Origin of the sequence: Pseudofrankia sp. EUN1h, assembly GCF_001854645.1 — a bacterium.
GTDB lineage: Bacteria > Actinomycetota > Actinomycetes > Frankiales > Frankiaceae > Pseudofrankia > Pseudofrankia saprophytica.
This window is the reverse complement of the sequence record NZ_MBLN01000017.1, coordinates 1-8,075: the sequence shown is the minus strand read 5'-3', so window position 1 is coordinate 8,075 and position 8,075 is coordinate 1. Positions and strand designations below refer to the sequence as shown.

The 8,075-nt window shown below is 71.2% G+C and carries 6 protein-coding genes; 4 read left to right on the top strand and 2 right to left on the bottom strand.

All coding sequences use genetic code 11. The features are described 5' to 3' along the window. Positions 1–32: 32 nt before the first annotated feature. Positions 33–398, top strand: coding sequence for a transglycosylase family protein (locus BCD49_RS06360; RefSeq protein WP_007518229.1), 366 nt, complete (start codon positions 33–35; stop codon positions 396–398). 177 nt (positions 399–575) lie between these two features. Here BCD49_RS06360 and BCD49_RS06355 read toward each other — a convergent pair whose 3' ends face one another. After that, positions 576–1,703, bottom strand: a complete 1,128-nt coding sequence (locus tag BCD49_RS06355; RefSeq protein ID WP_007518233.1) for an LLM class flavin-dependent oxidoreductase — start codon at positions 1,701–1,703, stop codon at positions 576–578. Between the two features lie 435 nt (positions 1,704–2,138). Here BCD49_RS06355 and BCD49_RS06350 point away from each other — a divergent pair, with 435 nt between their 5' ends. From BCD49_RS06350 to BCD49_RS44880, 3 genes are all read left to right on the top strand, one after another. After that, the gene (locus tag BCD49_RS06350) at positions 2,139–3,599 is read left to right on the top strand and encodes an aldehyde dehydrogenase family protein (protein WP_007518232.1); all 1,461 of its coding nucleotides are present in this window, start codon (positions 2,139–2,141) and stop codon (positions 3,597–3,599) included. Between the two features lie 44 nt (positions 3,600–3,643). Next, positions 3,644–4,726 (top strand): Zn-dependent alcohol dehydrogenase, encoded by a 1,083-nt coding sequence (locus BCD49_RS06345; RefSeq protein ID WP_007518231.1) that lies wholly within the window; start codon positions 3,644–3,646, stop codon positions 4,724–4,726. Positions 4,727–5,344: 618 nt separating this feature from the next. Then, the gene (locus BCD49_RS44880) at positions 5,345–7,258 is read left to right on the top strand and encodes a patatin-like phospholipase family protein (RefSeq protein ID WP_007518230.1); all 1,914 of its coding nucleotides are present in this window, start codon (positions 5,345–5,347) and stop codon (positions 7,256–7,258) included. 160 nt (positions 7,259–7,418) lie between these two features. Here BCD49_RS44880 and BCD49_RS06335 read toward each other — a convergent pair whose 3' ends face one another. After that, on the bottom strand, positions 7,419–7,784 hold the full coding sequence (locus BCD49_RS06335; RefSeq protein WP_071041265.1) for a transglycosylase family protein: 366 nt from the start codon (positions 7,782–7,784) through the stop codon (positions 7,419–7,421). Between the last annotated feature and the right edge of the window lie 291 nt (positions 7,785–8,075).

Sequence of the window (8,075 nt, the reverse complement as noted above, 5' to 3'; positions counted from 1 at the left end):
CTTCGTAGGCGTGGGAAAGGACCAGAAGACTCTTGGCTCGTCGTGGCATCTCCAACCGCGTCCGCGCGCTCGTCCTCGGCCCGGCCCTGGCCGCCGCCGTCGGCACCGGCATCGCCGTCACAGCGCCCGCYCACGCGGCCAGCCACCCTGCCTCGGCCCAGCGGTTCCTGTCCGCCGTGATCCCGTGCGAATCCGGCGGCAACCCCCGCGCGGTCAACTCCATCGGCGCCGGAGGCCTCTTCCAGTTCCTGCCCTCCACCTGGCACGGACTCGGCGGCTCAGGCCTCCCCCAGAACGCCTCCACCAGCGAACAGTGGGCCAAGGCCATGAAGCTCTACAACCAGCAGGGCACCAACCCCTGGTACGCCTCCAAGGCCTGCTGGGGCAAGCGAATCTGAGCTCCACCAGGCCTGGGCGAGCAGCCGCCGACCCCACCCGCCGCGCGGATCGGGGCCGGCCTGCCACCACCCAGGTCCCGCCACACCACGAGGCCCCGCGTCCGCTGACGCGGGGCCTCGCCCTGTCCCGACCGGCCGACCGAGACCCGACCGAGGCGCGACCGAGACCGGGCCGGCCTAGGCGCCGAGCTGGGCCTCGCGCTGGCGGGTGGTGCTGTGAACCGGGTCGGTGTCGAACTTCGGCAGGACATGGCGGCCGAACGTCTCCACCGCCTCGACGGCGACGTCGATCGGCATGGTGGTCGACAGCATGCCGAAGGTGAGCTGGTCGGCGCCGACGTTGACGTAGGTCTGGACGGCGCGCTCGCACTCGTCCGGGTCGCCGATGAGGATCGTGCCGGCGCGCACGCCCAGCTCGAGGACCTCGACGGTCGGCTCGGGCAGCGTCGCCGGCCAGGCGGGCACCCAGTCGGGCTTCGGGAAGGTGTCGAGGTACCGGTAGACCAGGGTGTGCTGATAACTCATGGTGATGTCGGTGGCGATCTGCCTGGCCCGGGCGCCGTCCTCCAGGCACAGCATCTGGCTGGTGACCATGATGTTGTTGTTGATGTAGCCGCCGACGGGCTCAGCCTTGTCGATGTTCTTCTTGTAGAGCTCGATGAGCGGGGCCAGCTCATCGGGCGAGCTGTTCGCGAAGCAGAGCACGCCCAGGCCCATCCGGGCGGCCTTCTCGAACGTGCTGGGGTTGCCGGCCGCGACCCAGAGCGGGGGGTGCGGCTTGGTGAAGGGCTTCGGCAGCACATTGCGTTCGGGCATCGTGAAGAACCGGCCCTCGTGGGAGTAGGGCTCGTCCTTCCACATCTTCGGCAGCTCGGCGACGACCTCGTCGAACATCAGCTTCGTCAGTGCCGGGTCCTCGATGCCGAAGCCCTGCTGTTCGGTGCTCGAGGAACCACGGCCCATGCCCAGCTCGAAGCGGCCGCCGGAGAGGTGGTCGAGCATCGCGGCGCGCTCGGCGATCCGCGCCGGGTGGTTGACCGGTGGCGTGATGTTCATGATGCCGCTGCCGATGTGGATGTTGCTGGTCGTGCCGGCGACGTAGGCGAGGAAGACCTCGTTCGCCGACAGGTGTGAGTACTCCTCCAGGAAATGGTGCTCCGTCGCCCACGTGTACTTGAAGCCGGAACGGTCCGCCGCCTGCGTCCAGGTGACCTCGTCCATCAGCCGGCTGTGCTCCGCGCCCACCGGGTCCGCCTCGGACAGCCGCTTCGGCAGGTAGAGCGAGTTGAAGATCCCGAACTCCATGAGCGCGGCCACCCTTCGCGTGGTGTCTGGTGTCTGGTGCGTGGGCAGGCGTCGGCGCGGTGTCCGCGCGCCCCGCCCATCGGGGTTTGGGGGCGAAGCCCCTGGACGTGGGTCCGGAGCTCGGCCCCGGAGCAACATCACGCGGGAGCCTGGGAGCGCGCTCCGCGCGCGAACAGCCTTCCGCCGATCGCGTGCTTCGACCGGTCGGCTTCAGACTAGAACCTGTTCTACACTCTAGCCGCGACGGGCTGCCGCGCAAGCGGGCCTGACGTACCGTCAGAAACCGTCAGCCCGCAACTCTGGACGCGTACCGGCCAAGGGACACCAGGCAGCGGGCCGTCAGGAGCATGAGGACCAAGGGCCGCCCGCCGCGCGACCAGGCTTGCCGAGCACGCGCGGCCGTCGGCTCACCCCGAGCACAAGGGGGGACACGCCATGGGCGTCCCGAGCAGCCGGATCTACGTGGGCGGCGAGTGGGTGGAACCGGCCGGCGGCCATTACGGCGTCATCAACCCGGCCACCGAGCAGTTAGTCGGCGAGGCACCCGAGGCGAGCGCCGCCCAGGCCGAGGACGCGGCCGCCGCCGCCAGGGCCGCCTTCGACGGCTGGGCGTCGGCGAGCCAGGCGCACCGCTCCGAGGTGCTCGCCCGGATCGGCGACCTGCTCACCAAGTACAACGACGACCTCGTGCCGCTGGTACAGGCCGAGACCGGCGCGACCATGCGGGTCGCGTCCACGATGCAGGTCCCGGTCGCGGTCGAGCGGTTCCAGCGCTACGCGCGCCACGCCCTGGAGTCGGCGCTCGTGCCGCTCCCGCCGCAGGCCATCGACGCGACCCCGCTGGCCCCGGGCGGGCTGGTCGGCGCGGTGGCCCGCCGCGCGCCGGTCGGCGTCGTCGCCTGCATCACCCCGTACAACTTCCCGCTGGTGAACATGGCCGGCAAGGTCGCGCCGGCGCTGGCGATGGGCAACACGGTCGTCATCAAGCCGGCTCCGCAGGACCCGCTGCAGGTGCTGCGGTTCGCCGAGATCGCCCACGAGGCCGGCGTCCCCGCGGGCGTCATCAACGTCGTCACCGGCTCGACCCCCGACACCGGCGCCGCCCTCGTCGCCTCCCCGAACGTCGACATGGTCAGCTTCACCGGCAGCACCGCCGTCGGCCGCCGGATCGGCGAGGCCGCCGGCCGCGACATCAAGCGCCAGCTCATGGAGCTCGGTGGCAAGGGCGCCGCGATCGTGTTCGAGGACGCCGACCTCGACAAGGCCGCCGCCGGCATCGGCAGCGCCTGGGCCTTCCACTCCGGCCAGATCTGCACCGCGCCGACCAGGGCCCTCGTCCACCGCTCGGTCCACGACCAGCTCGTCGAGAAGCTGGTCGCCTACGCGGGGTTCTGCAAGGTGGGCGACCCGATGGAGCCGTCCACCGTCGTCGGTCCGCTGATCTCGGCCGCACAGCGCACCCGCGTCGAGGAACTGGTGGCCGATGGGGTCGCCGCCGGCGCGACCGTCGCCGTCGGCGGCGAGCGTCCCGCGATGGAACGCGGCTTCTACGCGCAGCCGACGCTGCTGACCGGCGTCCGGCCCGACATGACCGTCGCCCAGGAGGAGTTCTTCGGCCCGGTGGTCGTCGTGCTCCCCTTCGACGACGAGGACGAGGCGCTCGCGATCGCGAACGGCACGCCGTTCGGCCTGTACGACTACGTCTTCTCCCGGGACACCGCGCGCGCCTACCGGGTCGCCACCCGGCTGCGCACCGGCAACGTCGGCGTCAACACCGTCGCCCGCAACCACGAGACGCCGTTCGGCGGCTTCAAGCACAGCGGCGTCGGCCGCGACTGCGGCGTGTTCGCGCTGCACGCCTACAGCGAGCTGCAGAGCGTCGTCTGGCCCGGCTGAACCACGTTCACCAGCTGATCCAAGTTCCAGGAGAGGGGCGCACGATGAGGGGTGTTGTGTGGGACGGCCAGAAGGCCGAGCTGGTCGACGATCTGGCGGTACGCGGCCCGGGGCCCGGCGAGGTGCTGGTGAACATCGCCGCGGCGGGCTTATGCCACAGCGATCTGTCGGTGGTCAACGGAACGATTCCCTTTCCGGTGCCGGTCGTGCTCGGGCACGAGGGCGCCGGGGTCGTCGAGGCGGTCGGCGACTCGGTCGGCAACGTGCGACCCGGTGACCACGTGGTGCTCTCGACGCTCGGCAACTGCGGGGCCTGCGAGCACTGCGACGCCGGCCGGCCGACGATGTGCCGGTCGACCTTCGGCCTGCGGCCCCAGCCGTTCACCTGGCGCGGCGAACCGGCCTACAACTTCGCCAACATCTCCTGCTTCGCCGAGCAGGTGGTGGTGAAGGCCAACCAGTGCGTGCCGATCCCGGCCGATGTGCCGCTGACGTCGGCGGCGCTGGTCGGATGCGGGGTGGTCACCGGCGTCGGCGCCGTGCTGCGGCGGGCGAAGGTGGAACCGGGGTCGACGGTCGCCGTGCTCGGGGTCGGCGGCATCGGGCTCAACGTGATCCAGGGCGCGCGGATCGCCGGCGCGGCGCGCATCGTCGCGGTGGACGTGAACCCGGCGAAGGAGCAGGCCGCGCGGCTGTTCGGCGCGACCGACTTCGTCAACCCCGCGGGCCAGGACACGGCGGTCGCGGCGAAGGCCGCCGTCGAGGATGCGGCGCCGCTCGGCTACGACTACGTCTTCGAGTGCGTCGGCCACCCGGCGCTGATCCAGGCGGCGATCGGCTCGCTCGGCTGGGGCGGCACGGCCGTCCTGCTCGGGGTGGCGCCGGCGGACACGCAGTCGACGTTCTCGCCGTTCGACCTCTACCTCGACAAGTCGATCATGGGCTGCCGGTACGGCTCGTCGCGGCCACAGGCCGACATCCGCCAGTACGTCGACCTGTACCGGGGCGGCCGGCTGCTGCTGGACGAGCTGGTCACCCGCACCTACCCCGTCGCCGACTTCCACCGCGCGATCGAGGATCTGGAGCACGGCGATCTGGCCCGCGGCGTCCTCACGCTCGCCTCATAGCGTCCGGGCGCCGCGCCGCGGGACCCACCGAGTAGGGGTACGGAGAGTAGTTGAGCGGGTGCGGCTGAGCTGGCCGCAGCGGCGCCGAACTGGGTTCCCGGTGTCCTGGCCTGCCCCGGTCCGTGCCAGCCCGCGGTGTCCCCCCGACCGCGCTGCCCCTGCCAACCCAGACCGTGTCGGATCAGCACGTCTATGAACACGCTCAACCGACACGGTCACTCATCGGCCAGTGAAAGCGTGTCGGATGAAGAAGCCCATGGGCTTGCTCAGGTGCCACAGCCGACGCCACGGGCGCCCGCCGCGGTGCGACGCCCCGGAAGACCGGTGGGTGGCGGCACGCTAGCTTGGGTAGTGATCGTCGATCGTGGGCCGGGAGGCGGCCTGCCGGCGGTCGGGGAGGCCGCGATGAGCGCACCGAGCACCCGTGCGGACGATCCAGCGAGCCCTGGCGGGGGAACACCCGACGGCGGCTCGGGCCCAGGCCTTGGCCCTGGTCCGAGCCCGCTCCCGGGCCAGGGTCAGGGCCAAGGCCCTGATTCGAGTCCGCTCCCAGGTTCGGGCCAGGGCTCTGGTGCGAACCCGGGCGCCCTCGGCTCGCGGGAGCAGTGTGATCTGATCATGAAAGGTGGGATCACCAGCGGGATCGTGTATCCCCGGGCGGTCGCCGAGCTGCACAACAGGTACGACTTCCACAGCATTGGCGGCGCGTCGGCGGGCGCCATCGGGGCGGCACTGACCGCCGCCGCGCAGTACGGCGAATACCAGCAGCGCCGCGATCCGGGCCGGCCCGGCGGGTTCGGTGCGTTGACGGCGGCGAGCGAGCAGATCGCCGGGCCGGGCGTGCTGGAGGGTCTTTTCCAACCGAGTCGGGGGACCAGCTGGTTGTTCTGCCTGGTGTTCGGCCTACAGAGCGTCGGCGGGTCGTGGCTAGGCCGCGTCCGGGTCGCGCTGGTGTGGGCGGCGCGTTACTTCTGGCTGCCGATGCTGGTGGCGGCCGGGATCGCATTCGGCGGCCTTCTCGGTGTCCTGTATGGGTTCGGCGGCAGGCTGGGCGATCAGCGCTGGTATGGCTGGCCGCTGCTCGTACCGGGCGTCGTCGTCACCGCGCTGCTCGGCCTGGTCGGAGCGATCCTGGCCAGGGTGCTGTGGACCGCGCGCGGCCTACCCGCGGCCTTCTACGGTGCCTGTTCCGGCATGCCGGCCGCGGAGGACGGCCCGGAGGCGCTGACGCAATGGCTGCACCGGCAGATCCAGACGTGTGCCGGCCACGACGTCGGCGACGCCCCGCTGACCTTCGCCGACCTTGGCCATCCGCGCCGGGCGAACGAGAAGATCGTCCTTGAGATGATGACCACGGACGTCAGCGCGGCTCGTCCGCTGAACCTGCCGTTTGTCGGCGAGGCGTTCCTCTACTCGCCGACCGAGTTCGCCCGCCTGTTCCCGCTCGAGGTGCTCAGGCATCTGGAGCGGGTCAGCGCCCCGGTGACGACGGTTCCGGTGCCGGGCGCGCCCACCGACCTGCGCACCTTCCCGGCCCGGGACCTGCCGGTCATCGTCGCCACCCGGATGAGTCTGAGCTTCCCCGTGTTGATCTGCGCTGTTCCGCTGTGGGTACAGGGGTCCGGCGGCGCCGGGCCCATCCGGCACTGGTTCTCCGACGGCGGGATCGCCAGCAACTTCCCGGTGCACTTCTTCGACGCCTGGCTGCCCAGCCGCCCGACCTTCGGGATCGACCTGGTCCCGTCGCCGCGCGGCGAGAAGGGCAGGCGTGAGCGGGTCCGCCGGCCGCGCCGCGCCGCGCCGACGGCGGACGTGCCCGCGGGGTTCTCAGCGCCGCCCGCATCGTCAACGCCGCCGACCCCGTCCGCGTCCTCCGTGCCCTCCGCCGCGTCTGGGGCGCTCTCCGCCGAGGCTCCCACGGCCGCCGCCGCGCCCGTGACGCTCGCCCCGGCGGTGGTCGTCGCGAACGCCGGCCAGCGGGTGCGGACGGTCGCGCAGATCCGGAGTCTCGTCGGGTTCCTGCTGCAGATTCTCGACACGTCGCTGAACTGGCGGGACACGCTGCAAGCCGAGCTGCCCGGCTTCCGGGACCGGATCCGCTCCATCCAGCTGCCCGACGGCACGGGCGGTATTCACATCACCATGTCGCCGGACCAGATCGCGCACCTKGCCGCGAGTGGCGGGGCCGTGGGTGAGGATTTCCTGAGCACCTTCAGCTGGGAGGACCACCTTTTCGCCCGTTTCACCCTGCTCATGCGCCAACTGCAGAAGAACCTGGTGGGGACCACCGAATCGACAGCGATGTCGAAGGCTTTCACGCCCGAGTTCCAGGAGATGCTCGCGACCTTGGGTGAGCGGTTCGGGGACGGCGATGCGGGCCTCTACAACAATGCCTGGGGAGTCTCGGCGCGTGACCGCACGCTCGCTCTGCTCGGATTCGCCCAGGGCTGGGCCGCCGCTCCGTCGCTGAGTTTCATCCAGGGCGATGACCCGACCCCGCCTCCGGTCATGCGCATGACGCCGAAGGTCTGATGCCAGTCGTTACCCGAAAAGTGAGCCGGGCCTGCCGCCTGACACGGCCGAAGCTGGACTGGAACACGCCGAGGCCCCGCGCCGGCTGGCGCGGGGCCTCGTGTGCGTGTTCAGCGTGCCGCTGGCGCGGCTATTCAGCCTCGCCCAGGCCTGGTGGAGCTCAGATTCGCTTGCCCCAGCAGGCCTTGGAGGCGTACCAGGGGTTGGTGCCCTGCTGGTTGTAGAGCTTCATGGCCTTGGCCCACTGTTCGCTGGTGGAGGCGTTCTGGGGGAGGCCTGAGCCGCCGAGTCCGTGCCAGGTGGAGGGCAGGAACTGGAAGAGGCCTCCGGCGCCGATGGAGTTGACCGCGCGGGGGTTGCCGCCGGATTCGCACGGGATCACGGCGGACAGGAACCRCTGGGCCGAGGCAGGGTGGCTGGCCGCGTGGGCGGGCGCTGTGACGGCGATGCCGGTGCCGACGGCGGCGGCCAGGGCCGGGCCGAGGACGAGCGCGCGGACGCGGTTGGAGATGCCACGACGAGCCAAGAGTCTTCTGGTCCTTTCCCACGCCTACGAAGACGGACACGCACGGCAGGCCACCACCGGATGGAAAGGGTTCGGCGGAGACCGTGAAAATGCTGCGCTGGCCGGGACACGCTGAAGGTGTCCGACGGTCCGTCTTCGGTCCCTGCCATCGGGTCCGAAGCCTGTGCGCCGTGTGTGGCGGGGGCAGTGATACGGCGTCCCGCCCGGCGTGTGCCCCGATCGGGCACTGCAAACACCATGACAGCCAGCCGGCGGGCTGGCAAACCCCAACAACAACGTGACCCACCCCAC

Excerpts from the sequence above, each read along its gene's own strand:
- BCD49_RS06355 (WP_007518233.1), bottom strand. The coding sequence starts at position 1,703 with ATGGAGTTCGGGATCTTCAACTCGCTCTACCTGCCGAAGCGGCTGTCC.
- BCD49_RS06350 (WP_007518232.1), top strand. The coding sequence starts at position 2,139 with ATGGGCGTCCCGAGCAGCCGGATCTACGTGGGCGGCGAGTGGGTGGAA.
- BCD49_RS06345 (WP_007518231.1), top strand. The coding sequence starts at position 3,644 with ATGAGGGGTGTTGTGTGGGACGGCCAGAAGGCCGAGCTGGTCGACGAT.